Origin of the sequence: Litoreibacter ascidiaceicola, assembly GCF_900129235.1 — a bacterium.
GTDB lineage: Bacteria > Pseudomonadota > Alphaproteobacteria > Rhodobacterales > Rhodobacteraceae > Litoreibacter > Litoreibacter ascidiaceicola.
This window is the reverse complement of record NZ_FQUV01000002.1, coordinates 460,986-485,528: the sequence shown is the minus strand read 5'-3', so window position 1 is coordinate 485,528 and position 24,543 is coordinate 460,986. Positions and strand designations below refer to the sequence as shown.

Sequence of the window (24,543 nt, the reverse complement as noted above, 5' to 3'; positions counted from 1 at the left end):
AGGAGGTTACGACCGCGTTACCCTCCAGACACACGAAAGGTGAATGTATGTCCGACAAATCCGCACGACTGATTATTGGCAACAAGGAAATCGAGTTGCCAATCCATACCCCGACTGCTGGACCCGATGTCATCGACATCACCAAACTCTACGCCCAAGGCGATGTGTTTACCTATGATCCGGGCTTCACCTCCACGGCGGCTTGCGACAGCACGATCACCTTCATCGACGGTATCAAGGGTGAATTGCTGCACCGCGGCTATCCGATCGACCAATTGGCTGAAAAATCCCACTTCCTCGAAGTCTGCTACCTGTTGCTTTACGGTGAACTGCCATCGGCAACCGAGCTGGAAGACTTCGAAGCCCGTGTTACCAATCACACGATGGTGCACGAACAAATGCACAACTTCTTTCGTGGTTTCCGGCGTGATGCGCATCCAATGGCGACGCTTGTGGGCGTCGTGGGTGCCATGTCCGCATTCTATCACGACAGCACCGACATCAATGATGACTGGCAGCGTGAAGTGGCCGCCATCCGACTGATCGCAAAATTGCCAACAATTGCTGCGATGGCTTACAAGTATTCGGTGGGCCAGCCCTTCGTCTATCCGCGCAATGACCTCGATTATGCCGCGAACTTCCTGCACATGTGCTTCTCGGTTCCAGCCGAGAAATACGAGGTTGATCCGATCCTTGCCCGCGCAATGGACCGTATCTTCACTTTGCATGCCGACCACGAGCAGAACGCGTCGACATCGACGGTTCGTCTGGCATCATCATCCGGTGCAAACCCATTTGCGTGTATCGCGGCTGGCATTGCGTGCTTGTGGGGTCCCGCACATGGCGGCGCGAACCAGGCTTGCTTGGAAATGCTTAAAGAGATCGGCACGGTTGACCGCATCCCCGAGTTTATCGCGCGCGCTAAGGACAAGAATGACAGCTATCGCCTGATGGGCTTTGGCCACCGCGTTTACAAAAACTTCGACCCGCGCGCGACAGTACTTAAGCAATCCGCCGATGAAGTTCTTGAGTTGCTGGGCGTTGAAAACAACCCGCTGTTGCAGGTCGCCAAAGAGCTTGAAAAACAAGCCCTGAATGACCCGTATTTTGCAGAGAAGAAATTGTTCCCGAATGTCGATTTCTATTCGGGTATTATTCTGGAAGCGATGGGTTTCCCGACCTCGATGTTCACCCCGATCTTTGCCCTTGCACGGACCGTCGGGTGGATTTCGCAATGGAAAGAGCAGATTTCGGACCCGAACCTGAAAATCGGGCGTCCGCGCCAGTTGTATACAGGTGCGACGAAGCGTGATTACACAGACATCGAAAACCGCTAACAAAAAAGGCCACCCTCGGGTGGCCTTTTTCTTAACAAACGCGGTTTAAAGCATTCCCCCTTTAACGCCCTTCGTAATTCGCGGCACGCTTGTCCAGAAATGCCAGAACACCCTCCCGAAAATCATGGGTCTTTCCGCATTCACCTTGGAGCTTGGCCTCTAATAGAAGCTGCTTTTCCAAGTCGTTCTCGAAGCTGGAGCGAATGATCTTTTTAACCCGCGTGTAGGCCTCGGTTGGACCATTCGCCAGATAAGTTGCGCGGTCCAGCCAATGCTGGGCAAACTCCTCGTCGGCAACGGCCTCCCAAATCATTCCCATTGCGCTGGCCTGATCCGCCGTTATCGGCTCTGCAAACAATGCGGCCCCCATCGCTTTGGCCATACCCACCTGTCGCGGAAGGAAGTAGCTGCCGCCTGCATCAGGAATAAGCCCGATGCGAGTGAACGCCTGTAAGAACACCGCGGATTTTGTGGCTATCACGACGTCGGCGGCCAGTGCCAGATTGGCCCCTGCCCCGGCGGCCGGACCGTTTACAGCGGAAATCGTCGGGATGCGGCAATTGTAGATGGCCATCAGCATCGGCACATATTCGTCGCGCAAAGTTCGCTCCAAATCGGTCGACGCAACACTGGCACGGTCGCCAAGGTCCTGACCGGAACAGAAGGCCCGCCCCTTTCCGGTCAGAACCAAGACCCGTGCGCTTGCCTCTGCGGCTTTAACGGCATGCAATATTTCGGCGCGCATTTGCGTGTTAAGCGCGTTCATCACCTCGTCGCGGGTGAACTCGATCACCGCCACGTTGTTGCTGACAGTCAGTCGCAGGGTTTCGTATTGCATCGCTGGTCTCCAATTCGCGTGTTGAGCGACACGATAACGAACCGGTCAGTTTAGAAAAGCGAAACGCGCCGTCATTTCAGACTTTTATCCACCGCGCTTTGCCCGCCATGCCTCCAGTGCCGGATTCGTGCTGGGCCGCTGCGGTCGCGTGGCGGGTTTCGGTGGTACAAGCGGCGCGCGCCGGTAGTGCAATTCCCGTGCGCCGAAATAGAAACTCACAATGGCCCCCAAAAGCCACCAAAGCGGTTCCGGCACATAGGCTAGCCCACGCATACGCTCGGCAAATTCCAGCGGATTCACCATCGCGTAGATGAACAATCCCAAAGTTCCGAGAGCCAGCATCGGGCGCGGCAAACGGTTCAAGCCGTTCATGGCTCGGTCGAACCATCCGAGCCGCCCGTATTGAAACTCCGCCCCGTGTTGCGTCAGGGCTGCGGTGAACGCCTCATGGCCAAGCTCCATCTGGCGGGTCGCATTGGGGCGAAACACTTCGGCCACGTCCACGACCGCACCAGCGACCCCAGTGACGCCACCCCTGAGCACTTGCGAGATCAGCCCCATGCCGCCACCCGTTTGCGGTGTTCGGTGGCCGACAGGCGGTAATGCGGTGACAAGAACTCCTCGGCCCGCTTGATCCAGCCGCCTTTGCTGCCGTCCCGTCTGCGCGCGTATTTTCGCGAGGCAGGTCGGCGATCTGCTAGCGCGTAATAGTAGTCGCGCCGCGCGATGCCATAGGCGTCAGCCATGTGGTCAGGCGCATCCTGAAAGGCGGCATAGGTCGCGCGGATCGTGTGCGGTCCGATCCTGCCATCAACCGACACGTCCTGCCCCATGTCGTTCAGCAGGCGTTGCAGCAGTTTGATGGCATTTGCCCCTGCGTTCACATTCATATCGAACACGCTCGCCTGTAGCGGTTGCGGCAGGGCGTCGATGCGCGGCTCACGAAAGTAGTGGTCAATGAAGATCTCGACCGCCTGAGCCTGCGTTAACGCCCGCACATCTGCGCGGGTTACGGTCCCGTCGCCATTCAGATCAAGGCCCAGCCGGCGCATGGTGTGAATGGTAACACCGTGATTGGTTGGGCCACCGGGATCGTCGGGATCGTTCACATAGCCGCCTTCACGGCGAACAATGTCTTGCGCAATTTCGAGAACTGTTTGCATCTTTGGCCTCCGCTGCAACACGGGGCCAAAGTTGCGCTTATTTGGTTAACGGAGCCTCTAGCTACCGTTCGCCTCTTTATACACGCCTTGTTCTTTCAACGCGTCGATGACTTCGACCGGCATGTATTTTTCGTCATGTTTGGCAAGGATTTCCGAGGCTTGGAAGACGCCTTCAATGTAGCGTCCGGTGCCGACCATCCCCTGACCTTCTTCGAACAGGTCAGGCAAGATACCCTTGTAGGTGACCGCGACAACCGCGTTTCCATCGGTCACATTAAAGGTGATCTCTTGCGACTCGTTGACTTTCAGGCTGCCGTCTTCGACCAACCCGCCAATACGAAACGTCTCGCTCTCGCGCGGCGGGGTTTCGACAACTTCCGTGGGCGAGCGGAAGAAGTTGATCCCGTCTCGCAGGGCGTATCCGATCAACGCGGTAGACACGAGCAGCGCCACCGCAGCGACTGCGATGACCTGAATGCGGCGTTTTTTCTTGAGGCCTTTCATGGCGCGGATCCTTTACGGGAACAGCGGGGCCATCATCAGCCCCTCGGTCTCTTCTAGACCTAACATCAGATTAGCATTTTGCAACGCCTGACCGGATGACCCTTTCGTAAGGTTATCAAGGGCTGCGATCACAATGGCGCGGCCTTCTATCCTGTCACCAGTGACGCCGATATGCACGAAGTTGGAGCCGCGTGTCTCATGGGTCGATGGCGCTTGCCCAAAGGGCAGAACCTCGATGAAGGGCTCGTCGCTATAAGCCTCGGCCAGCGTCGCGTGAATTTCTGCGGCGTCACCTTTGACATAAACGGTCGCAAGAATACCGCGGTTCATTGGCACCAGATGCGGGGTAAACTGCACCTTAACAGACCGACCGGAGATGGCAGAGAACTCTTGGTCGAACTCGCCCAGATGCCGGTGCGTGCCACCGATTGCATAGGCGTTGCTACCCTCGGACAGTTCCGCATGCAGCAGGTTTTCCTTCAAGGACCGACCTGCCCCAGACACACCGACTTTAAGGTCAAGGATGATGTCGTCCAGATCAATCACCCCGCCCGCAATCAGCGGCCGCAGGGCGAACTGGCCCGTCGCCGCATTACAGCCGGTGCCGGCCACGAGCCGTGCCTTGGCGATATCATCGCGGTAGAATTCCGTCAGGCCGTAGACCGCTTCGCCCTGCATATCCAGCGCTGCGTGGTCGTTTCCGTACCATGTCTTATAGGCCTCAGGGTCGCGCAGCCGGAAATCAGCGGACAGGTCGACAATTTTCAGGGTCTTAGGCAACAATTTGGCGATGACCTCTTGCGACGTCTTGTGTGGTAAGGCGCAAAAGCATAGGTCAATGTCCGAGAAGTCGATCTCGTCGATGGTCACCAAAGTGGGCAGGTCCAGATGCCGAAGATGGGGGAACACCTCGGCCATCTCCATGCCTGCTTTGCGGTCAGCCGACAGGGCCGCGATGGAAAGAGAGGGGTGCGTTGCAATCAACCGGACGAGTTCCGCTCCGGTATAACCGGACGCACCAAGGATGGCGATTTTATGGGTCATGACAGACTCCGTTTGAATTCACAGATGGTTTAGAAGAAAGACAGGCGCGCGGCAATCATGCCGCTTCGAACTGGATCTTTCGTCGCAGGAACTGCGTGGCGCGGTCGGTGACCTGTGCCGGATCGCCCGTGGTCAGGAACTTGGTCTCGGACCCTTGGCCCAGCATATTAGGGTGCCGCTTGAGATAATCAGCAAGGCTCGCCGAAACCAGATTGGCTTGCGAAAATACCTTTACGTCTTCTCCCAAAGCATCCTGAAACGCCTTTTGCATCAACGGATAATGCGTGCAGCCCAAGATCGCCGCCTGCGGATGGGGCATCCGCCGCTTCAGCGCGTCGACATGCGAGCGTACCAAGGCCTCCGCCAGCATCTCGTCGCCGTCTTCAAGCGCATCCACCAGACCGCCACAGGGCTGCGTTTCGACATCGACGCCAATGGCACGGAACGCCAGTTCACGCTGGAACGCCCGCGACGCAACGGTCGCAGGGGTGGCGAATAGGGCCACGTCCCGCACGTCCACTTCACGCGGCGGGGAATTGTCGCCCCAGTTGCGCTCGGTCAGGGCTTCGATCATCGGCACGAACACACCAAGCACGCGCTTGTCGGTTGGTACCCAGTTTTCCTGCATCCGCCGCAAAGCCGCAGCAGAGGCGGTGTTGCACGCAAGGATCACCAGATCACAGCCCGCATCGAACAGCGACTGCGTGGCCGCACAGGTGAGGTTGTAGATGTCGTCAGCGGTGCGCACGCCGTAAGGTGTGTTCGCACTATCGGCAAAATAGCATACTGGCAGATCGGGCATATCAGCCGCGATCTGGTCATAAACGGTCAAACCGCCCAACCCGCTATCAAAGATACCTACTGCCATTCGTCTGCGCCATTTCCACGATTTGCCACGTTGTCGTTCAATTCTCGCCCATAGTCCACTGCGATTTGTGGTTAGCGATACGGAACTCCGGGCAACACCGACAGCATCTCGAACATGATATTCGCCGCGGTTAGCGCGGTGTTGCCGGAAGTGTCGTAAGGTGGTGCAACTTCGACCAGATCGCAGCCCACAATGGGCAACCCGCGCAGCCCCCGGATCAACTCCAACGCTTGCGGCGTTGTCAGCCCCCCTATTTCAGGCGTGCCTGTGCCCGGTGCGATGGAGGGGTCAAGACTGTCGATATCATAGGTGATGTATACCGGCCCCGCGCCCATGTTCTTTCTGATCTGCGCCGCCAGCGGCACCGTTGATTTATGCCAAACCTCCTGCGCGAGCGTTAGGTTGAAACCCCATTCGCGCGGCTCGTCGAAATCTTCGGCGGTGTAGCCTGTTCCCCTCAGACCGATCTGGTAGACGTCCGTTGGGCGAAGCAGCCCTTCTTCATAGGCCCGGCGGAACACCGTTCCATGGCACTCGCGCTCGCCAAACATCTCGTCATTTACATCCGCATGGGCATCCACGTGTACAAGGCCCACTGGCCCGTGTTTCTTGGCGATGGCGCGCAGGATTGGCAGGGTGATCGTATGATCCCCGCCGATGGTCATTGGAATGACATCTTGCTTCAAGAGTGCGTCGTAATACTCTGTAATAATACGAATACTTTCGCGAAGGTTGAATGTGTTGATGGCCACATCACCAATATCCGCACATTGCAGCGCATCAAACGGGGCGGCACCCGTCTGGACCGCATAGGGCCGGATCATCGAACTTTCGTTTCGAACTTGGGCCGGTCCGAACCGCGTACCGGATCGCCAGCTGGAGCCGTGATCCATTGGGATGCCAACAAACGCCACGTCGAGCCCTTCGGCATTTTCAACCTTTGGAAGACGCATAAATGTGCCCTGTCCGGCAAAACGCGCAAGGTCGTTCCCTGAAACCGGTTGGTTTGGCATCACGCGCGCTCCCGTTTGTTATAGCAGTAAAGGCACATCAATTCGGTCGCCACATGTGCACCCGCAACAGCGGTGGCGTTGCCAACGTCGAACGGTGGGGAAACCTCCACGACATCGCCGCCGACCATATTCAAACCCTTAAGGTCGCGCAGGATGTGAAGCGCTTGCGCCGAACTCAACCCGCCCGAGACAGGCGTACCGGTTCCCGGCGCGAAGGCAGGGTCGAGGCAATCAATATCGAAGGTCAGATAGGTTTGATGGTCACCGATGATGGATTTGATCTTCTTCACCACAGCCGCCGTCCCGTCTTCATGCACTTCGCGGGCATCTATGACGTTCACGCCCATATAGTCCTCGCAAACGGTCCGGATGCCGACCTGCACCGAGCGTTCCGGCACGATCAGACCTTCCTTCACCGCCTTATAAAACATGGTCCCGTGGTCAACACGGGCCATGTCATAGTCGGGCCAGGTGTCGGAATGGGCATCGAACTGCAACAAGGATAGAGGCCCGAATTTCTTCACATAGGCCCGCAAAATCGGGAATGTGATGTAGTGATCGCCACCAAGACACAGAGAACCTGCTCCTGCGTCAAGAATACCGGATATGTGGTTTGTAACTGCTTTAGGAAAGGCAGGTATGTCTGCGTAATCAAACGCTAAATCTCCGTAGTCTGCAACATTGAAATCCACCATTGGATCAATGTCCCAGCCATAAGGCGGATCGCAGGCCTGCAACGTCGAGACCTCCCGAATGGCGCGCGGCCCAAGACGCGTGCCGGGACGGTGCGTGACGGCTTGGTCGAACGGAATTCCTGTTACGGCTAGGTCAACATCCGTGAGGTCCTTGCTATAGGTTCGGCGCAGGAAGCTGAGCGCACCGCCAAAGGCGTTCTCGAAGCTATGCCCCCGAAAACCGTCGCGCGTTAACGCATTGTCTACGTCGTTTGCTGCATCAGTAAGTGCCATTATCCGATCCTTATCCCATCGCGCACCAGCTGGTCCGTCACTTCTTTGATCGCCAATTCAAGGGTTTCCGCGACGAAGTCCACCTGCGATTGCGTGATCACCAATGGCGGTGACATGACATTCAGATGCCCCATCGGGCGCACCATCAACCCGCGCGCCTCTGCGGCGTCAGCGATGCGCTTGCCCACGTCAAGATCGTCCGGCAACAATGCTTTTGTGGCTTTGTCAGCTACGTTTTCGACACACAGCATCAGCTTGCGCCCGCGAACATCGCCAACCATCGGCAGGTTTTCCAGTTGCCCTAAGCGATCTTCGAAATACTGGCCGACCTTTGTGGCATGCGCGAGAAGGCCCTCGCGCTCGATAATCTCGATATTCTTCAGCGCCGCCGCACAGGCTACCGGATGCCCCGCATAGGTAAAGCCGGATGCGTACCAGCGATCCCCTTGCATCGCGTCCCATATCCGGTCGGAAAAGATCATGGCACCAATGGGTTGGTAGCCGGAGCTAAGGCCCTTGGCGCAGCAAATGATGTCCGGCTGCACCCCGAATTCGTCCCACGACGCGAACCAGTGACCCAAGCGCCCGAACCCCGTTACCACCTCATCCGCGATGAACAGAATATCGTGCTTCTGGCAAACCTCTGCCATGCGTTTCAGGTAGCCTTTGGGCGGCACCACGACGCCTCCGGACGCTTGAATGGGTTCCGCGAAGAAACCACCCACTTTGTCGGGGCCGATTTCGTTAATCTTGGCTTCGAACTCCACAACCAGATCATCGCAGAACTCCGCCTCGCTCCGCTCCCCTATCGCGCGGTAGCAGTCTGGTGCGCTGACGTGGTGAATTCCCTCTGATAGGTATTCAAACTCCGGCATCTTGTCGCCGGACCGTTTGCCGATTGAAATCGTCGCAAAGCTGGAGCCGTGGTAAGAACTGTCACGCGCGATGACATGGGTTTTGTCCGGCCGACCGGAGCAGCGCTGATAATACGCAACCATGCGGTAGGCGCTGTCGACAGCGGTGGAGCCGCCAGTTGTCAGATGGACGTGGTTCAAATCACCCGGAGCCAGTTCCGCCAGCTTGGCGCTTAGCAAGGCGGACGGTCCGTTGGTCATGTCCACGAAGGTGTTGGAGAAGGCCAGTTTCTCGGCCTGTGCGGCGATGGTTTCGGCCATTTCGCGGCGACCCAAACCGATATTTGTGCACCAAAGCCCACCGACCGCATCCAGATATTCCCGTCCATCGCTATCCCACAGGGAACAGCCGGATCCGCGCTCGATCACCAAGGGTCCGTCGCGGACGAAGCTCTCGAAATGGGTCCAAGGATGCAGCGCGTGGGCCTTGTCCAGCGCTGCAATGTCGAGGTTGGTGTCAGCGCTCATGATCGCTCCTTCGTCAATTATATCGCCAACCTGCCCCCGCGTTCGTGACAATGCAAGACTTGCGCCTAAGTTCATGCACAGGCAGACAGGAACTACAGCGCGAACCAAGAAGGCGACCATGACAACACCTGAACGACTCCAACTTCGCGACAAGTTTGTGGATGCGATGAGCCAGCTGGTCTCCTCGGTGACAATCGTGACGACCGATGGTCCTGTTGGTCCCGCTGGGGCGACCGTTTCGGCGATGACATCCGTGTCCGCGGACGGGGATGCGCCGACCATGCTGGTGTGTTTGCACCACGAAACCACCGCGGCACCTGCCATCCTGAACAACCGCTGTTTTTGCATAAACCTCTTGGGGGCGGATCAGACCGACATCGCCAATGTCTTTGCCAGCCGCACCCCTGCGCCGGGCGGTGACAAGTTCACCGCCGGACAGTTCGAACCTATGCGGAGCGGCGCGCCGGGGTTGGTCACAGCATTGGCACGCTTCGATTGCAAACTGCTGTCAGACGAGCGTATCGGCACCCATCACGTCATGATCGGCTCGGTCTTGCAGGTGGCCTGCCTTGACGGGCCACCTTTGTTATACGGCAATCGGGCGTATCAAAACCTCGCCTAAAGCGGCTGTGCGGTTTCCACCAGTTTCGCAAAGAAGGACGCACCGATCGGGGCGACCTCGTCGTTGAAATTGTAGTTGGGGTTGTGCAGACCTGCGTCGGTGCCTTGGCCAAGGAACAGGTAAGCTCCGGAGCGTTTTTCCAGCATGTAGGAAAAATCCTCAGCCCCCATCTCGCGACCGCCTTCGTCATTCACCGCCGTATCGCCCGCGATCTGGCGCGCAACATCTGCAGCAAACGCAGTTTTGCGCGCATCATTTACCGTCGCAGGATAGCCGCGTTCATATGTCAGACGCGCCGCCACACCATAGCTTGCCGCCTGCCCGGCCACGATCTCTGTCAAGCGACGCTCGACCATATCCTGCACGGTTGGATCGAAGGTACGCACGGTGCCGTTGATATAGGCTGTATCTGGAATGACATTGTCAGCCGAGCCAGTGTGGATTTGCGTCACCGAGACCACCAGATCATCTAGCGACTTATGGTTCCGCGATACGATGGTCTGGATTGCGTTGCAGATGCCCAATGTCGCGACCACAGGGTCTTTCGTCTCATGCGGGTAAGCGCCGTGCCCGCCAACGCCGTCGATATGAATGTGGAACGTATCAACCGCCGCCATGATCGGGCCGGGCGTTGTCACAAACTCGCCAAACGGAACGCCGGGGTTGTTGTGCAGCGCGTAGACTTCGCTGATGTCAAAGCGCTCCATGATGCCTTCCTCGACCATGACGCCCGCACCGCCGCCGCCTTCCTCCGCAGGCTGGAAGATTAACGCGACTCGGCCCTTGAAATTCCGCGTCTCGGCCAGATACCGCGCCGCCCCAAGAAGCATCGTCGTATGCCCGTCGTGACCACAGGCGTGCATTTTGCCTTCTACGGTAGACGCATAGTCCAGCCCCGTGGCTTCCTGCATCGGCAAAGCATCCATGTCTGCGCGTAGTCCAATCGTTGGACCGTCACCCTGCCCTTCGATGATCGCCACGACGCCGCTTTGCGCGATGCCTTCGTGAATTTCCGTGATCCCGAACTCTTTCAGGCGCGCCACCACGAACGCCGCCGTTTCGTGGCACTCGAACTGCAATTCGGGATGCTGGTGCATCCATCGGCGCCAGGCTTTCATATCTTCAGCGTAGTCGGCGATGCGGTTCACGGGTGGCATGCGGGCGTTCCTTCTGGTTATCTGCGCGCAACGATCCTCCAAACGTAAAGACACTGCAATGCCTGATCTTGTCCATGACGCCTCACAGCCCATGCCCCGCCTGATTGAAATCATGCGCCGTCTGCGGGACCCGAAATCGGGCTGTCCTTGGGACATCGAACAGGACTTCGCTTCCATCGCGCCCTACACCATCGAAGAAGCCTATGAGGTCGCTGACGCCATCGAACGCAGTGACTGGAAAGAACTGGAGGGGGAGTTGGGCGATCTGCTGCTCCAGACGGTTTACCACACTCAAATGGGCACCGAGGCAGGGCTGTTTGACTTCGCCTCCGTCGCCAACGCGATTTCGGACAAGATGATTGCCCGCCATCCCCACGTTTTTGGCGATGAAAGCCGTGATAAATCCGCCGAACAACAAGTGGCGGACTGGGAGCAGATCAAAGCTGCGGAGCGCGCGGGCAAAGCGCAAGGCGGCACGCTGGATGGCGTCGCTGTGGGCCTTCCCGCCTTGTTGCGGGCTTTGAAGTTGCAAAAGCGGGCCGCACGGGTCGGCTTCGATTGGCCTTCAACGGATGAAGTGCTCGACAAGATTGTCGAGGAGGCCCGCGAATTGGTCGAAGCACGCGATACCTTCACCCAAACCGAAGTCGAGGAAGAGTTCGGGGATTTACTCTTTGTCATGGCAAATCTTGGCCGCCATCTGGGGCTGGACCCCGAAGCAGCTTTGCGGGCCGCAAACGCGAAATTCACCCGCCGGTTTGAAGCGGTCGAGGCGAAGCTGGCAGCGCGTGGCAAAACCCCGTCCCAGTCGGACTTGTCCGAAATGGACGCCCTGTGGGACGAAGTGAAGGCGGAAAGCAGACGGTAGTTATCGTGCCTTGAACAGGCTTCCCATAATCCCGCGCACAAGTGCTGTGCCGGTCTTTGTCCCAAGCGAGCGCATCATGGATTTGGCAAACGCCTCCCCCACACTGTCGCCGCGGCGCTTTCGCGTTTTCGTCTTGGAGGTGGACCTTTTGACGCGCGTGCCCGAATACCGGCGACCTGTTTGATATTCCCGCTCGCGGGCTTCCAACTCGTCTTCTTTGGCCTCGGCCTCTTCAGCGGCTTTTGCTGCCGCTTCTGCGCGTTGTGCCAACATCTCGAACGCTGATTCACGGTCCAATGCAGTCTCGTATTTTCCTGCGACTGGGGAAGCCGAGAGGATCGCGCGACGCTCTTTGCTGGTGATCGGTCCAAGTTGCGAGGACGGTGGGCGGATCAAGGTGCGCTCCACCACGCCCGGAACGCCTTTTTTGATCAGGAACGAGGTCACGGCTTCACCGACCCCAACTTCCTTGATCGCATCCTCGACATCAAAACGCGGATTTTCGCGATACGTATCCGCTGCCAACCGCAAATCTTTTTGATCCTTGCGGGTAAAAGCCCTCAATGCATGCTGCACGCGGTTGCCCAGCTGCCCCAGAATATCTTCCGGCACATCGGCGGGCTTTTGCGTGATAAAATAGACCCCTACGCCCTTGGAGCGGATCAGGCGCGCGACTTGCTCGACCTTGTCGACCAAAGCTTTCGGCGCGCCGTCAAACAACAAATGCGCCTCGTCAAAGAAAAAGACGAATTTCGGCTTGTCGGGATCCCCGATTTCCGGAAGCGTCTCGAACAGTTCCGACAGCATCCAGAGCAGGAAGGTTGCGTACAGTTTCGGGGCGGACATCAGCTTGTCGGCGGCAAGGATGTTGATCTGCCCGCGCCCGTCCGCGTCGACATGGAACATGTCCTCAAGGTCCAAAGCTGGCTCCCCGAAGAAATCGGCAGCGCCCTGGTTTTCCAATACCAACAGTCGACGCTGGATCGCGCCAACCGATCGCGAGGAAACGAAGCCATAGCGCAGCGCCAGCGATTTCGCATTCTGCCCGATCCAGACCAGTAAGGACTGCAAATCCTTGAGGTCCAACAATGGCAGACCTTCTTCATCGGCCACGCGAAAGGCAATGTTCAAAATGCCTTCCTGCGCCTCCGAAAGCTCCAAAAGGCGGGACAAGAGCAGCGGGCCCATTTCGCTGACCGTTGTGCGAACAGGATGCCCACTTTCACCATACATGTCCCAAAAAGTCACCGGGAAGGAATCGTAGCTAAAATCCGAGAAGCCGATCTTGGCTGCACGTTCCATGAACGCACCATGCAGCTTGTGAGTGTCTTTTCCTGCAACCGCCAGACCGGACAGGTCCCCTTTTACATCGGACATGAAAACCGGAACACCTGCGTTGGACAGGCTTTCCGCCAAAATCTGCAAAGTCACGGTTTTGCCCGTCCCCGTGGCGCCCGCGATGAGGCCATGGCGGTTGGCGTATTTCAGCAAAAGCTCTTGCGGATCCGCGTAACTCTCGCCGCCACCGCCTACAAAAATGCTACTCGTTTCTGCCATGTTCGCCCCTAACTGCACTCGATCGGTTTTTATGTCGTGCCACAATAGCTTGTTAACGTCTATGTGCCAGTATCATCGTCATGCTGATGTGGCTGTCTTGGCAGCACATTGCATGACTTCCTCCCTGTCGACTGGGCCGTGTCTTCGCGACACGGCCTTTTTTTGCCGATAGGAATGTGAACAAATTGTCGCAGGTTTACAGTTGACCGAAGCGCTTTGGACGCCTAAAGTTTGCCTCATAAGTCGGCCTAGTCCGACGGGGAGAAAAATTCGGAAGAAGGGCCTGCTTGCGGGCCCTTTTTTCATTGGCGCTGATTCTCGGCGGAAATTCCCCTGCTCAGAGGCAGAATTGCGTTTTCCGACCTGACACCCCTGCACGCGCGTGTTAAACCCCTGCCAATATCAAAATTGAGTAGCAGGATCACATGTCTGAGTATTTGAAATCCCTGATGATTGGCGCCGCATTGAGCGCTTTTGTTGCTGGCGGCGCGTTGGCGCAGACTGCAACCGATACAACCACCGAAGCCGCAGAAGAAACTGCGACCGAGGCCCCCGCAACCGAAGCTCCGGCAACTGACGCCCCGGCGGCCGAAGCTGAGGCCGAGACCCCGCGTGCTGACGGCCTGAATACGGGTTCCGAAGTGGTGGAAGTTGGCAAGACCTATAAAATCTCCGATCACGGTGATTGGGAACTTCGCTGCATCAAAGCCCCCGAAGGCACCAAAGACCCTTGCCAGCTGTACCAGCTGCTGGAAGACCAGCAAGGCAACTCGGTGGCCGAGATCAATCTGTTCAACCTGCCCGATGACGACAAGCTCGCCGCGGGTGCAACGATTGTGACGCCTCTTGAAACCCTGCTGACGCAAAATGTTCTGCTGTCGGTGGATGGTGGCAAGGCCAAGGTCTACCCGTTCACCTTCTGCACCACGATTGGCTGCTTCTCTCGCGTTGGCTTCACGGCTGGTGATGTCGCGGCCTTCAAGGCAGGCAACTCCGCGAAAATTGTTGTGGTTCCGGCACAAGCGCCAGACCAACGTGTAGAGCTGACCATGTCCCTGAGCGGGTTCACCGCTGGTTTCGACGCTGTGAAAGCCGCAACCGAAGCTGAGTGATCGCCAGATCATCTGAAAAACTGAAACGCCGCCGCTCCGGACTGGAGCAGCGGCGTTTTCTTTTGGGCCGTGCGTGTCGGCCTACGTTTCTTTCAGCCGTGCCTTTCGACCACCCCGCCGCTTCGCTTCCGGCTTTGCCGCCAGTCCTTCACGAAGGACGAGCGTCATCGGGTGCGTCTCCGGCATGGCGCTATAGGCATCCAGCAGTCCGGCAATCGCGGCGGAGCTGTCTTGCCCGTCAGGCAAGTTGAGTGCCCAGTCCAGAAAGATCGAGCGGCACTCGCTTTCGGTGATCCCCTCGATCCGGTAGGCCTCGCGGATCAGGCCCTTCCGGTCGATCATTTTCAAATCCATCTGGTGCTCCATCAGATCATTGGTAACGCCCAGTTAACCCGAAACCTGCGTCATTGCAGAAGCTGTTCTACGACTTCGGCGGCTCTTTTGCGACACTCGGCGACGTCGTCAGCAAGAATATCTACCGTCTCGCGGTTACAATCGCGCAAAAGCATGGCAATCCCGCCTGCGCCCATGTCTTCCGGTGTCAGTGATTTGGTGGACATCAAACGTGCGGCCATCTGGATTTTGGAGAACAGCGCGTGGGCGCTCAGAAGATGCTCATACTGCTCGTCCGATAGTAATCCCGCCTGTTTGGCATCGCTCAATTGCAGGTCAATCTTGCGCGCGGTGCCATGGCTAATGAGACTGAGCGCCTGACTGAGCAGTTCGATATCCTGCCGCCCGCCAGCGCCTGATTTCACATCCCAAGGCTGGGGCGCGCCAGACGCCTCGGCCAGCCTCACCCGCATCTCCCGGGTTTCGCGTTTCACCTGCTCTGCTTCAAATTTGCTGGCGAGTGCCTGACAGCGCACTGCCTCCACATCCGCTTGTAGCGACGCATTACCAGCAACCGCCCGTGCGCGAGTCAGCGCCAGATGTTCCCACACCCATGCATCGTTCATTTGGTAGTTTCTGAATGCCTCCAGCGACGTCGCGACGGGCCCAGACTGGCCGGACGGACGCAAACGCAGGTCGACCTCGTATAACCGCCCTTCCGCCATCGGGGCCGTCAAAGCCGTCACAAAGGCCTGTGTCAGGCGGGCAAAATAGGTGCGCGTTTCCAGCGGGCGGCGACCCTCACTTTGCTCGACGCCTTCGGGGTCATAGATGACGATAAGATCAAGGTCCGAATCCGCCGTTAAGGACGCCGCACCAACAGAGCCCATTCCCAACACAACAGCCCCGCGCCCGGGTGCTGGTCCATGTTTGCGGGCGAACTCCGCTTCGACCACGGGCAATAGTGCTGCCAAGGTCGCCTGAGCCAAGTCGGCATATTGAGCGCTCGCGTCTTCAGGGCTGAGCAATCCTTGCAGATGATGCACACCAACGCGGAAATGCCATTCCTTCTGCCAGCGCCGCGCTGCATCCAACTGCCCTTCGTAATCGCCGATTTCCTGCATCTTTTCGATCAGGTGTTCCGTGAGGCTCTCCACATCTGGCCAATCAGCGAAGAAATCCCCCCCGATCACCGCGTCCAGCACGCCTGCGTTCCGCGACAGATAGGTCGCCAACGCAGGAGACGTGGCGCAGATATCCACGATCAGCTTGGTGAGTTGCGGGTTGGAGTCGAACAACGAGAAGACCTGAACACCTGCGGGCAACCCCGACAGGAAGCGCTCGAATTCGGCCATCGCCTCGGCGGGACGTGTCGCCTGCCCCATCTGTCGCAGGATGGTCGGGAACACCCGTTTGAACAGCGAGACCGAGCGCTCCGAGCGCAAGGCAGGCAAGCTGCGCCATTGCTCCAGATATGTGCTGGGCGGTGCCAGCCCTTCAGTCTCCGGCGCTTCTTCGGCGTCGTCGGGGGCGAAAAAGCTGTCGGTGACTTCTGCAACTTCTTCAAGCCGTGCAAGCAAGCCCGCGCGAAACTTCGCGATGTCCTCTTCCCCCATGAAGCGCGCCAACCGCTGGAACCCTTCTTCGTTCTTGGGCAATTCATGGGTTTGGCTGTCGCCAATCATTTGCAGCCGATGTTCCACCTCGCGATGCGCCACATAAGCTGCCTGCAACCGGTCCGAGGCGTCTTTGGGCACCCAGCCCGCTTCAACCAGTTGATCCAAACCCTCCCGCGTGCCGCGGACCCGAAGATGCGGGTCGCGGCCCCCCGCGATAAGCTGCCGGGTTTGCGTAAAGAACTCGATCTCGCGAATACCGCCTGCCCCCAGTTTCATGTTGTGCCCATCAAGCTGCATTTGCCCACCAAGCCCTTTATGGCTGCGGATCTTCAGCCGCATGTCATGAGCATCCTCGATGGCTGCGAAATCCAGATGTTTGCGCCAGATGAACGGGCTCAGGCGATCAAGGAACCGCTCTCCCGCCTCCAGATCACCCGCACAAGGCCGCGCTTTGATGAATGCCGCGCGCTCCCATGTCCGGCCAACGCTCTCGTAATACCGCTCCGCTGTTTCCATCGCGATACAGACGGGCGTCACCGACGCATCGGGGCGAAGTCGCAAGTCCGAGCGGAACACGTACCCGTCAGCCGTGACATCCGACATCAGGCTCATCAAGGCGCGAGTGATTTTTATAAAGGTCGTCCGCGCCTCAAGGTAGTCGTCAGGCTGGAAACGGGTTTCGTCAAACAGACAAATCATGTCGATGTCGGACGAATAATTAAGCTCGTAGGCCCCCATCTTCCCCATCGCCAAGATACACATACCCGCCCCGATTTTGGCATCGGCTTCAGTTTGGCCGGGCAGCTTCCCGCGTGCGATTTGCGCGGCGGTCAACTCGGTCAAGCCACGCTGCAAACACCGATCTGCCAGCTCCGTGAGGGCATGGGTCACCATCTCAAGCGGCCAGACACCGCCAATGTCCGCAACAGCTGCCAGCAATGCAATCCGGCGCTTGGCCTGCCGAAAGACGACTTTCATATCCCCTTCGCTCTGCTCGATATCCTGCCAAACCCCGTCGCGCAGGTCTTCTGCCTCACGGGTTGCAAGCTGGGCAATCCAGTCCGCTTCGCGCTCCATCAGCCCCGCCAGATACGGGCTGCATCCTGCCGTGGTTTCCAGAAGCGTTACCAACGCCTCAGGCAGTTCCCCAAACAGGCGACGCACGTGTGCACACCGTTCGGTGTTATGGGGAAGCGGGTGACGGGTGATGCGATCATGAAATGCCATATCGCCACGATGAAAGGCCCAGCGTCCGCCGTCAACAAGCGCTTGCAGCAATGCCCGCTATGCGTAAGGTCGCACCCCATGAGTAAAAGCCTAAAACGCGTGACCAAGGCCCTCGCCGATGCGGGGATCGACGCGCAGATTGTTGAAACCTCGGATCAAACCCGCACCGCAGAACAAGCCGCCGCGCAGGCTGGCTGCGTGGTGGATCAGATCGCGAAGTCCATTATTTTCAAAGGTGAAGACAGCAATCTGGCTGTGCTTTTCATCACCGCCGGCGGTAATCAGGTGGATGCGGCCAAGGCCAGCACCGTCGCGGGCGAGGTGTTGGGAAAGGCAGATGCAGTTCTCATTCGCGCCCAGACCGGATTTGCCATTGGCGGGGTGTCACCTGTCGGGCACCTCAACCCCATCCGCACATTCATCGACCCGCGCTTGACGGAATTCGATGTGATCTGGGCCGCCGCCGGAACGCCAAGGCACATCTTCTCGCTCGCGCCTTCTGATTTGATCGCCCTGACAAACGGCCAGTTGGCTGACTTCACAGGTTGATCCGCGATTACACCTGATCTTCAAACCCGGCGATCCGCGCGACCACTTTAGCCGCCCGCAAGCCCGGTGGTTCGTCGCCGCGGCCAAGCCGCTCCATGGTGATCTCTGCCGCCGCAGCTTGGGCCGACCGCTCTGGTCCGGGCTTGAGCACCTGTTCCAGCGCCCGCGCAATATCAACGGGCTTGCACGCATCCCCCAGAAACTCTGGCACGGTGCGGGTTTCGGACACCAGATTGACCAGAGTTACCGTATCAATCTGCAACATCGCGCGGATCAGTTTGCGTGAAAACCAGTTCATGTCATAGGCAATCACCATCGGCACGGTGTTCGCCGCAAGCTCCAATGACACCGTGCCGGACGCCGCCAATGCCACGTCCGCCGCAGCAAAGGCCGCGCGTTTTTCAGCCAGTGCCGCGTCTGGATTCATGCCGCGTGGGTCAAGGATAACCGGCTGCCCCGGCCAGCCACGGGTCTGATCATAGACCAATCCCGCAACCGGAGCCGCAGCCGGAATAACCACACGGATGTCTGGACGTTGAGCGGCAAGTTTGTGCAGGCTTTCACCGAATATGCTCGCCAACCGTGACACCTCGCCCCGCCGGGATCCGGGCAAGGTAAGAACAACCGGCGCATCGCTTAGACCATGGGTGGTGCGAAAGGCCGACGCATCCGACGCCTCGGCCAGTGGTTCCGCCACAACGGGGTGCCCAACGAAGTCGCAAGGCAGCCCTGCCCCCTCCATATAGGGTGGCTCGAACGGAAGAAGCGCCATCACATGATCGACGATCCCGATCATCCGCTCCGTGCGTTTCGGGCGCCAAGCCCAAACCGAAGGTGCCACGTAGTGAACCGTCGGAACCGCAGACAGCTCGCGCAGTTTACGCAAGACCCGCAGGCAAAAATCGGGGCTGTCGATTGTTACAACCACATCCGCGCCCGAGCCGATAATATCCTCAACCGTCTCATCACGGCGTTTGAACAGGCCGCGCAATTTTGGCAGCACCTCCGCCAGCCCCATGACCGACAATTCGTCCATGGGAAACAGGGAGGTCATGCCTTGCGCCTCCATCAACGGGCCGCCGACCCCTTGAAACCGCACATTCGGGTTCAGCTGTTTCAGGCCCTCCATCAAGGCCCCACCAAGCTTGTCGCCCGACGGCTCGCCCGCGATGAGGTAGACCTTCACTCGCGCACCCAGATGAACAGGCCGTGCTTTTCGGCTAGTTTGGTGCAAAGAGCGGACTGCAACACGATGACACGGCCTGCTTCCACCACGATGCCGTCCAGCCCGACCTGAACGGCGCGCAGGATGGTATCCGGACCGATGGTCGGCATGTCGATGCGCAGTTCTTGCCCGGGCTTCGCCGCCTTGATCATCACGCCGCCCTTAGGTGGCAGGCCTTTCGCGCGCGGGCTTTTGAGTATGCCAAGCGGGGCTTTGCCCCAAGGCAGATTAGCCCGCTCATGTAACAGGCTTTGCATCATGAAATCCGTGCCGGGCTGGGCCTCGATCACCAACGGCTGCCGTTCATGCACGATACACGCTTGCCCGACATCGGCGGCGGCCATTGCGGCGATCACCTCGATGCCGCGGTCGGCGTCGCGCGCGTGTTGTTCTGACGGGCGATGACTGCCCAGATATCCGGCAGGCGGCAAAATGTCGGGCTGTATCTCGTGGGCGCCAACAGGGCGAATTCCAGCCTCCTCGAAGAAGCCCAAGACCAACCTGAGGGCGGCGTCATCCCCCACCTGCAACGCCTGCATCATGCGCGGCACAAGGGGCATGGTTTCGGGGTCGATCTTTGAGGGGTCAAGCGGAGGACGGTCAACGCGGCCCGCAAAACAAATGCGGTCCACGCCTTGGTCTTTCAACCAAGTGATAAAGCTGCCCAAGGTTTCGATACGGAATTTGCGGACCGGTTGGTCTCCGCGCGCGTCGGAGCCTTGCCATTCCATTTGGCACAGATGATAGGGCGTGTTTGTGTCTGCCAGATGCTCCAACAGAAGCTCCGGCAACGCGCCCTCACCTACAACCAGTGCCAGCATCAGCGCGGCGCAAGGAACGACCGGCCGCTGTCGCCCAGAATAAAGTCGACAACCTCGCGCACATATTCGCTGTCTGTTTCTTCGGCCAGCCTGCGGGCGCGATCCTGAAATGCGCCATCGCCTTGGCGCAACATTTGATAGGCGGCGCGAAGGGCGGTGATATCCGCCCGTGAGACGCCCGCGCGCTTCAGCCCGACGTAATTCAACCCGTCCAACTCGCCACGTGGGGCTTGTACAAGGCCGTATGGAATGACGTCATTGGTCACCATGGTGACCGCGCCGATAATTGCGCCGCGCCCGATGCGCACGAACTGGTGAATACCTGCAAGACCGCCGATGATCACCTTGTCTTCGATGATGCAATGCCCCGCCAATGCGGCTTGGTTGGCCATAATCACACCATTGCCGACAATGGCATCGTGGCCGACATGCGCGCCGGTCATAAACAGGCAATCGTCGCCGACCTTGGTCAATCCACCGCCGCCGGACGTTCCGGTATTCATCGTCACACCTTCGCGTATGCGGTTGCGGGCGCCGATTTCCAGACGGGTTTCTTCGCCGTCAAATTTCAGGTCCTGCGGAATCTCACCGATCACGGCGAAGGGAAAAACAACCGTCCCCTCCCCGATCGAGGTCTTGCCCGTCACAACAACATGGCTCTTCAGCTCGACACCAGTCGCAAGCGACACATTCGCCCCCACCGTGCAAAACGGGCCAACGATCACCCCGTCGGCAAGTTGCGCGCCGTCTTCAACGAACGCCGAAGGGTGGACTGTCGCACTCACTTCGGCAGGTCCATCATCGCGGTGAATTCGGCCTCCGCCGCCATTTCACCCTCGACCGTTGCGACGCCTTTGAACTTCCAGACCTTCGCGCCAGCCTTGCCACGTGTGACCTGCACATCAAGGTGCAGAACGTCACCCGGAACAACCTTGCGGCGGAATTTGCAGCCGTCGATTGCCATGAAATAGACCAGCAGGTCTTTGTCAGCCATGTCCATGGTCACACCGACCATCACCGCGGCGGTTTGCGCCATGGCTTCGATAATCGTGACCCCCGGCATGATCGGAGCCCCCGGAAAGTGGCCTTGGAAATGTGGCTCGTTGAACGTTACGTTTTTGATGCCACGCGCGCTTTCGCCCGCTTTGATATCCACGACCTTATCAACCAGCAGGAACGGGTACCGGTGCGGGATGATCCGCTGGATCAGGTCAATATCGGCAGTGGTGGTGGTCATGGATATATCCTTTGGCCTTTAGCTCATTTGGGTAGCACCAGCCTACGCGCGGCACAAGTTTGGTGGGTTAGTTATCTGTGGAGCTATCGTCAGTGTCATCAATCGTTTCTGCGCCTTCAGGATTTGGGCGCGGCAATGGCAGCGGGCCCGGGTCAACCGGTCTTGGTGATGCACCGATGGCCGCGTCGATCCGCTCGATCGCAGCATCCGTGATGTCGATCTGGCGCACCGAGAAAATAACCGCTGAGTTGTTGAGAATTGCAACTGCGCCTGTTTCCTCGACCAACTCCAACAAGACCGGAAAAGCCGCCTCGAAAAAGCGGACGCGTTCAGCCTCGGCCTGTCGCCGGATGCTCTCGGTTTTTGCAGCCTGAGCACGGCGGATACCCGTAACGCGTTCATCGAAATCGACAGCCAGCTTCTGGAATTCTTCGGCAGACATCCCTTCGCGCTCAACCGTCAAGCGGCGCTCTTCTTCCTCAAGCGCAGCCTCGATCTTGCGGTTCTCCTGCGACAGGTCCGCGGACTGCTTTTGCAGGTCCTCCTGCACCCGTTTCCCAAAAGCCGACGCCGCATAAACGCGGTCCTGATCCAAGGTGAGGACCGGACTGGGCTGAATGCTCTGCGCCACAATCGGGGTGGCAGCGCAAAGCGCTACCATACACGCGCTTAATGCACGCCGCGAGACCATGATCAGAACTTCGTGGAGACAGTGAGATCGAACGACCGTTCTTTGTCGTAGTCTTCCTTGACCAGCGCCTTGGAGAAGTTAAAGCGCAACGGACCAATCTGAGTATCCCAAAGCAGGGATACGCCAATGACCGAGCGGATTTTGAAGCCATCGTCGACAGCCGCCCCGGGAACGGCATTCGTTCCGGTGTTGGTGTCATCCAGCCCCCAAAGCGAGCCTACGTCAAAGAACACGCCGCCTCGGATGCCGTATTCTTCCGGCAAGCCCAGTGGGAAATCGGCTTCCAAGCGCGCGACTGCGAAGTAATTCCCACCAAGTGCGTCCTGATTGGCACTTGTGAGGTCCCGAGGTCCCACACCTGCCCCGTCAAACCCACGCAGCTTGCTTGACCCGAGGAAGAACCGCTCGGTAATGCGGCTGTTCCCTGTCAGGCGCGTATTCGCCCCGAACTCGAACTGCGCACGCAGTGTTACTTCTTCGCGCGCAACCCTGGTTTCCGCAGAAACCAAACCCGTGGTTTGCAGGTACTTCAAACCGCCACCAACGCCAGCGATTTGTTGCCCGAACCGCAACAGCACCCCGCCATTCGGGTTCAGTCCCGTACGACGCGTGTCGTAGGAATAAAGAACACCAAGTGCAGATGTGAACGCAGAGCTTTCGTCACGACGAATGATGTTAGAGGTTGTGGCGTTGACGTTTTTGATCGAGTCTTTCGAAATCCGATAGCTCAGGCGCAAACGCCCATTTTCGGAAACGGGGAATTCGATGCTGGGCTCAAACCCGACATTTTGCGTATCGTAATCTGCGTATTGGCTATCCGTGGTGCGATAATAGGCGTTCAAGCCAAGTGACAGATCGCGCCCCAAGAATGAAGGTTCGATAAAGTCTACCGACGTATTCTTGTTGTCAGACCCGGTATCAAACGAGAACGAAAGGGTTTGTCCGCGTCCGAGGAAGTTTCTCTCTTTGAAGTTCACACTCAAAGACGCGCCCGCATCGGCACCGTAGCTGACCCCGAAACCCAACGATCCTGTCGTGGTTTCTTCGACATCAACGTCAACGACAACCTGCTCCGGCCCGCTGCCTTGACGTGTGTTCACATCCGCCGTCGAGAAATATCCCAAGGCGCGAATGCGTTCGGCAGCGTCGCGAATTTCGCGTGGGTTGAAGGGGTCGCCCTCAACTGTATTGAACTGACGGCGGACAACGCGGTCCAGCGTCGTCGCGTTGCCCTCGATATCGATACGCTCGACGAAAACACGCGGTCCGCGGATCAGTGCGAATTCTACATCCAGTGTGACATCGGCGTCATTGCGGGTGATGCGTGGCTCGACGCGGACGAAGTTTAGCCCCTGGCGCAGCGCAAGACGCTCCATGCGGGTGATGGTGTTTTCGATTTTTGCCGGAGAGTACACCTCGCCGTCTTTCAGACGGGCAACCTTGTGATATTCGTCGGCATCAATTTCCGGCAAATCGGAATAGGTGGTCACCCGCCCGACTTTAAATTGCTGGCCTTCCCTGACCTTGAAGCTCACGAAATACCCGTCACGCTGGCGCGTCAGCTCCGGTGTTGACGATAGAACCTGAAAATCCACGTAGCCGCGTGACAGGTAGAAATCCCGCAGCAGCTGGCGGTCAAACGCGATGCGATCACCTACAAACGTGTCCGATTGAATGATCGAGCGCAGGAACCCTGCTTGTTTGGACTCGATCACACGGCGCAAGCGACGGTCCGAATACGCGCGGTTGCCGATGAAGCTAATACGCTCGACCTCGACGACGTCCCCTTCGGCGACTTCGAACACCAGATCGACGCGGTTGTTGGAACGTGGGATAATCCGCGGCGTCACGGTCGCAGCGATACGCCCGGCCTGGCTGTAACCTTCGGCCAGCAACGCGGCGTCGGCCTCTGCCGTGGCGGGGCTGTACACCCTGCGTGACTGCGACTTCAGCAGTGGAATAAGGTCCGCGTCCTTCAGACGCTTGTTGCCTTCAATGTTCACACGGTTGATCGTCGGATATTCGGTAACCGTCACGACCAAGCGGTTCCCGACCGGAACCACATCCACGGTTTCGAACAGTCCCGAGCGTTGCAGACGCTGGATCGCATCATTGAGCTCGCCCGCAGTGGCACTTTTGCCGCGTTCCAAGCGCAGGTAGCTCAGAATCGTTGCATCTTCGATGCGCTGATTGCCGTCGATCTGGATCGAGGAAATCGGGAAACTCTGGGCAAATGCTGGCGTCAAAGGCACCGCGCTGCTGACTGCGGCGATGGCGAGCCCGGACAAAGCTGCCCTAACGCACTGAATTTGAATGAATTGACGTGCGTTCTGCGTCGCTTTTGCGATCTTCATGTGTTTGGGTCCCGCTCTGACACTCTATATTGTGTGTTCGGTCTAGCCCGAGTC

General features: G+C 58.3%; 24 protein-coding genes. 5 read left to right on the top strand and 19 right to left on the bottom strand.

Going from position 1 to position 24,543, the window contains the following annotated elements; translation table 11 throughout:
- Window positions 1–47 precede the first annotated feature (47 nt).
- Window positions 48–1,337: a citrate synthase gene (locus tag BUB72_RS05495; RefSeq protein WP_073141422.1), complete on the top strand. Its 1,290-nt coding sequence runs from the start codon at window positions 48–50 to the stop codon at window positions 1,335–1,337.
- A gap of 61 nt (window positions 1,338–1,398) precedes the next feature.
- Here the strand turns inward: BUB72_RS05495 and BUB72_RS05490 are convergent, their stop codons facing one another.
- From BUB72_RS05490 to BUB72_RS05450, 9 genes are all read right to left on the bottom strand, one after another.
- The gene (locus BUB72_RS05490) at window positions 1,399–2,175 is read right to left on the bottom strand and encodes an enoyl-CoA hydratase-related protein (protein ID WP_073141420.1); all 777 of its coding nucleotides are present in this window, start codon (window positions 2,173–2,175) and stop codon (window positions 1,399–1,401) included.
- 84 nt (window positions 2,176–2,259) lie between these two features.
- On the bottom strand, window positions 2,260–2,736 hold the full coding sequence (locus tag BUB72_RS05485) for a holin family protein (RefSeq protein ID WP_073141418.1): 477 nt from the start codon (window positions 2,734–2,736) through the stop codon (window positions 2,260–2,262).
- Window positions 2,727–3,338: a holin-associated N-acetylmuramidase gene (locus tag BUB72_RS05480; RefSeq protein WP_073141416.1), complete on the bottom strand. Its 612-nt coding sequence runs from the start codon at window positions 3,336–3,338 to the stop codon at window positions 2,727–2,729. The genes BUB72_RS05485 and BUB72_RS05480 overlap by 10 nt, the downstream gene beginning before the upstream one ends.
- Before the next feature lie 57 nt (window positions 3,339–3,395).
- Window positions 3,396–3,842, bottom strand: coding sequence for a cytochrome c maturation protein CcmE (ccmE, locus tag BUB72_RS05475; protein ID WP_073141413.1), 447 nt, complete (start codon window positions 3,840–3,842; stop codon window positions 3,396–3,398).
- 12 nt (window positions 3,843–3,854) lie between these two features.
- Window positions 3,855–4,886, bottom strand: a complete 1,032-nt coding sequence (gene argC / locus BUB72_RS05470) for an N-acetyl-gamma-glutamyl-phosphate reductase (protein ID WP_073141411.1) — start codon at window positions 4,884–4,886, stop codon at window positions 3,855–3,857.
- A gap of 55 nt (window positions 4,887–4,941) precedes the next feature.
- Complete coding sequence (locus tag BUB72_RS05465) at window positions 4,942–5,754, bottom strand: glutamate racemase (RefSeq protein ID WP_073141409.1); 813 nt, start codon at window positions 5,752–5,754, stop codon at window positions 4,942–4,944.
- A gap of 71 nt (window positions 5,755–5,825) precedes the next feature.
- Window positions 5,826–6,767, bottom strand: coding sequence for an agmatinase (gene speB / locus BUB72_RS05460; RefSeq protein WP_073141407.1), 942 nt, complete (start codon window positions 6,765–6,767; stop codon window positions 5,826–5,828).
- Window positions 6,767–7,735: an agmatinase gene (speB, locus tag BUB72_RS05455; protein ID WP_073141405.1), complete on the bottom strand. Its 969-nt coding sequence runs from the start codon at window positions 7,733–7,735 to the stop codon at window positions 6,767–6,769. The genes speB (BUB72_RS05460) and speB (BUB72_RS05455) overlap by 1 nt, the downstream gene beginning before the upstream one ends.
- Window positions 7,735–9,117: an aminotransferase gene (locus BUB72_RS05450; protein ID WP_073141403.1), complete on the bottom strand. Its 1,383-nt coding sequence runs from the start codon at window positions 9,115–9,117 to the stop codon at window positions 7,735–7,737. Before BUB72_RS05450 ends, speB (BUB72_RS05455) begins: the two co-directional genes overlap by 1 nt.
- Window positions 9,118–9,235: 118 nt before the next feature.
- Between BUB72_RS05450 and BUB72_RS05445 the strand changes: the two genes are divergently transcribed.
- Window positions 9,236–9,739 (top strand): flavin reductase family protein, encoded by a 504-nt coding sequence (locus BUB72_RS05445; RefSeq protein WP_073141401.1) that lies wholly within the window; start codon window positions 9,236–9,238, stop codon window positions 9,737–9,739.
- Here the strand turns inward: BUB72_RS05445 and BUB72_RS05440 are convergent.
- Window positions 9,736–10,896, bottom strand: coding sequence for a M20 aminoacylase family protein (locus BUB72_RS05440; protein ID WP_073141399.1), 1,161 nt, complete (start codon window positions 10,894–10,896; stop codon window positions 9,736–9,738). The genes BUB72_RS05445 and BUB72_RS05440 overlap by 4 nt on opposite strands.
- A gap of 58 nt (window positions 10,897–10,954) precedes the next feature.
- On the opposite strand from BUB72_RS05440, the gene mazG reads away from it, so the two are divergent.
- Window positions 10,955–11,764 (top strand): nucleoside triphosphate pyrophosphohydrolase, encoded by an 810-nt coding sequence (mazG, locus tag BUB72_RS05435; protein WP_073141745.1) that lies wholly within the window; start codon window positions 10,955–10,957, stop codon window positions 11,762–11,764.
- On the opposite strand, the gene BUB72_RS05430 is transcribed toward mazG, so the two are convergent.
- Window positions 11,765–13,321 carry a helicase HerA-like domain-containing protein gene (locus BUB72_RS05430; RefSeq protein ID WP_073141397.1) on the bottom strand — a complete coding sequence of 519 codons (1,557 nt, stop codon included), beginning with the start codon at window positions 13,319–13,321 and terminating at the stop codon, window positions 11,765–11,767.
- Window positions 13,322–13,746: 425 nt separating this feature from the next.
- Here BUB72_RS05430 and BUB72_RS05425 point away from each other — a divergent pair, with 425 nt between their 5' ends.
- Entirely contained in the window at window positions 13,747–14,433 is a 687-nt protein-coding gene (locus BUB72_RS05425) for an invasion associated locus B family protein (protein WP_073141395.1), read from the top strand.
- An 81-nt stretch (window positions 14,434–14,514) separates the two neighbouring features.
- On the opposite strand, the gene BUB72_RS05420 is transcribed toward BUB72_RS05425, so the two are convergent.
- On the bottom strand, window positions 14,515–14,787 hold the full coding sequence (locus BUB72_RS05420; RefSeq protein WP_175549124.1) for a hypothetical protein: 273 nt from the start codon (window positions 14,785–14,787) through the stop codon (window positions 14,515–14,517).
- Window positions 14,788–14,837: 50 nt separating this feature from the next.
- A complete protein-coding gene (locus BUB72_RS05415) occupies window positions 14,838–17,612 on the bottom strand; it encodes a bifunctional [glutamate--ammonia ligase]-adenylyl-L-tyrosine phosphorylase/[glutamate--ammonia-ligase] adenylyltransferase (protein ID WP_073141743.1) in 2,775 nt (924 codons plus the stop codon).
- A 78-nt stretch (window positions 17,613–17,690) separates the two neighbouring features.
- Here BUB72_RS05415 and BUB72_RS05410 point away from each other — a divergent pair, with 78 nt between their 5' ends.
- Complete coding sequence (locus BUB72_RS05410) at window positions 17,691–18,161, top strand: YbaK/EbsC family protein (protein ID WP_073141392.1); 471 nt, start codon at window positions 17,691–17,693, stop codon at window positions 18,159–18,161.
- A 7-nt stretch (window positions 18,162–18,168) separates the two neighbouring features.
- On the opposite strand, the gene lpxB is transcribed toward BUB72_RS05410, so the two are convergent.
- The 6 genes from lpxB to bamA all read right to left on the bottom strand — a co-directional run bounded on the left by lpxB (window position 18,169) and on the right by bamA (window position 24,489).
- A complete protein-coding gene (gene lpxB / locus BUB72_RS05405; RefSeq protein WP_073141390.1) occupies window positions 18,169–19,347 on the bottom strand; it encodes a lipid-A-disaccharide synthase in 1,179 nt (392 codons plus the stop codon).
- Window positions 19,344–20,207: an LpxI family protein gene (locus BUB72_RS05400; RefSeq protein ID WP_073141388.1), complete on the bottom strand. Its 864-nt coding sequence runs from the start codon at window positions 20,205–20,207 to the stop codon at window positions 19,344–19,346. The genes lpxB and BUB72_RS05400 overlap by 4 nt, the downstream gene beginning before the upstream one ends.
- Window positions 20,207–20,992: an acyl-ACP--UDP-N-acetylglucosamine O-acyltransferase gene (gene lpxA / locus BUB72_RS05395; RefSeq protein ID WP_073141386.1), complete on the bottom strand. Its 786-nt coding sequence runs from the start codon at window positions 20,990–20,992 to the stop codon at window positions 20,207–20,209. The genes BUB72_RS05400 and lpxA overlap by 1 nt, the downstream gene beginning before the upstream one ends.
- Window positions 20,989–21,444 carry a 3-hydroxyacyl-ACP dehydratase FabZ gene (gene fabZ / locus BUB72_RS05390; protein ID WP_083588575.1) on the bottom strand — a complete coding sequence of 152 codons (456 nt, stop codon included), beginning with the start codon at window positions 21,442–21,444 and terminating at the stop codon, window positions 20,989–20,991. Before fabZ ends, lpxA begins: the two co-directional genes overlap by 4 nt.
- Window positions 21,445–21,511: 67 nt before the next feature.
- Window positions 21,512–22,105: an OmpH/Skp family outer membrane protein gene (locus BUB72_RS05385; RefSeq protein ID WP_175549123.1), complete on the bottom strand. Its 594-nt coding sequence runs from the start codon at window positions 22,103–22,105 to the stop codon at window positions 21,512–21,514.
- 32 nt (window positions 22,106–22,137) lie between these two features.
- A complete protein-coding gene (bamA, locus tag BUB72_RS05380) occupies window positions 22,138–24,489 on the bottom strand; it encodes an outer membrane protein assembly factor BamA (RefSeq protein ID WP_083588574.1) in 2,352 nt (783 codons plus the stop codon).
- Between the last annotated feature and the right edge of the window lie 54 nt (window positions 24,490–24,543).